The organism is Hydrogenoanaerobacterium saccharovorans (genome assembly GCF_016901815.1).
Taxonomy (GTDB): Bacteria; Bacillota; Clostridia; order Oscillospirales; family Ruminococcaceae; genus Avimicrobium; species Avimicrobium caecorum.
Genome location: NZ_JACSNR010000022.1, coordinates 1 through 2,282, shown reverse-complemented (window position 1 = coordinate 2,282; position 2,282 = coordinate 1). Strand labels below are relative to the sequence as shown.

At 49.8% G+C, this 2,282-nt stretch carries 1 protein-coding gene and 1 pseudogene; one reads left to right on the top strand and one right to left on the bottom strand.

Features of this window, described 5'->3' with window-relative positions; all coding sequences use genetic code 11:
* Positions 1–442 (bottom strand): annotated as a pseudogene (locus H9X81_RS11495) (AAA family ATPase); the annotation flags it as partial.
* A gap of 285 nt (positions 443–727) precedes the next feature.
* Between H9X81_RS11495 and H9X81_RS11490 the strand changes: the two are divergent.
* Complete coding sequence (locus H9X81_RS11490; protein ID WP_207751072.1) at positions 728–2,008, top strand: IS110 family transposase; 1,281 nt, start codon at positions 728–730, stop codon at positions 2,006–2,008.
* Positions 2,009–2,282: the final 274 nt, after the last annotated feature.

Here is a 2,282-nt window from a genome sequence, read left to right as displayed (position 1 = left end):
GGCGGAGCATGGTTGTCTTTCCGGTTCGCCGCAGACCAAAGACCAGGCAGACACGGTCATACTCCTTTCCGTAGAGATACCCTTCCAGTTGGTCAAAGCAGTCACGGAGCTCCCAGTTTTTTACCCCTTGAGACATGGCCTCCAAGCCCTTGCCAACGATCACGCTGGTTTCAAAATCCAGCTTGGGCTGACGCACTTTTGGCATTCCGGCCCGCAACGCTTTCAGCTGCGCCTGCAAGGATTTGCGCTGTTCGATCTGCTCCCGCAGTGGTTCCATTTCTCCGTCCCGGAGATACTGGCTACGCTTTTTTCCGCCCTCCGTCCACTGGTGGTAATATTGAATCTTGCCATTGATTGTTTTCTTTGAGATATACCCAACTGGCAGTTCCGCAATCTGTTTCTCCAGTTCCTGAATCATTTTCTGTCTTTGCAGCTCGTCCATACCGCACCTCCTCGTATAATAAGTTTGAAAGTTAATAATTCAGATATCAGCAGGCTTAGAGATGCCCGTGATACAATAGCTGTAGGACAGCAGGGTCAAGTTCTCTACCTCCTGGTTGAGCCGTAGGGCTGCTTCAAAATAAGTCAGTTTCCCTGAGCCGGAAGTTAGCTGCAAACTCATTGGCTGTTTGCCAGAGTGTGGGTCGCCCTTTCAGCAGTGAGGGATATCGCATTGGTCTGCTCTGGAATGATTCTGATACGCGAGGTTGCGGATGCTCCGGTTATCATGGGTATCTCCAAGCCTGCTGGCCTGAAATCTCCATGCGGGGAGGTGAAAATCGTGAACCCATTATTCGTTGGCATTGATGTGAGCAGCAGGAGCAATGTCGCCTACCTGATGAAGCCGGATGGAAGCAAGCACAGTAGCTTTTCTGTGCAGAACAATCTTGGCGGTGATAAAATGTTGTCAGAGAGAATTGTGTCGGCACTCAGTTCCATGCGGCTCAGTGATGTGGTGATTGGCCTGGAAGCCACCTCTATCTACGGGAACAACCTTGTGTATGCCCTCCGGGAGGATGGCAGCCTGAGCCGGTTCCAGCGGAAGATCCATGTCCTCAATCCCAAGCAGGTCAAAAAATTCAAGGAAGCCTATCCAGATCTGCCCAAAAATGACTTTGTGGATGCCTTTGTGATTGCCGACCATCTCCGTTTTGGCAGAATCGCCAAGGAGGTCTATATGGACGACTATCGCTACCAGGCTCTCAGAACCCTCACCAGAGCCAGATTTGATGTCATTCAGAATCTGACACGGGAGAAGCAGAGGTTTGCCAACTACTTATTCCTAAAATGCTCTGGTATTGCTCAGGAGAAAGACATTCAAAACACCAGCGCCACTACCATTGCTCTCATGGAGCATTTTGAAACTGTGGATGATCTGGCAAATACTGATCTGGATGAACTGACCGACTTTATTGCTCAAGCAGGCCGGGGCAGATTTGTCGATCCAGATGCCACTGCCAGAGCAGTACGGGCTGCGGCCAAAGGCTCTTACCGTCTGCCCAAGACAGTGAACGACACCGTGAACCAGGCAATGTCTGTTTCCATCGCCTCTATGCGGGCACTGAAGGAACAGGTTAAGGTTCTGGACAAAGCCATTGAACAACAGTTTGAAATTATCCCAAACACTCTAACTTCCATCCCTGGCATTGGTAAGGTTTACTCCGCCGGTATTATTGCTGAAATTGGTGATATCCACCGTTTCGATTCCCAAGCCTCTGTCGCCAAGTTTGCCGGCCTTGTCTGGACACAGCACCAGTCCGGTGAATTTGAAGCGGAGCACTCCCGAATGATTAAATCCGGCAACCGCTATCTCCGCTACTACCTGCTGGAAGCTGCCAACTCTGTGAGAAGATGCGACTCCGAGTTCCGGCGTTACTATGACCTTAAATTCAAAGAGGTCAACAAGTACCAGCATAAACGCGCACTCGCTTTAACTGCCAGAAAACTGGTTCGGTTGGTCTTTCGGCTGCTGAAAGACAACCGCCTGTATATCCCATCGGAGGGCTAAGCGTACCGCTTGCCACTCTGATGTCCAAGCCCTGTTTCAAATTTTCTTAGGGGCAGGGCTTTGGTTGGTGTTGCCTTTTGGCTGCTCACATAGCTCTCCTATGGCGTTTTCTTCTGTTGTTTCCGTGAATCACCCTCTTGACTTAATACCATTGGACTTATTTTCATTATACCCTCTCGCCTTTGGATATGCAAGGGGTTATAGGGGGTTATGATGGCAGAACAAGAAAACTATGAAGGAAGAAGTAACGGCTTATCGCAAGCAGCAAAAGGAA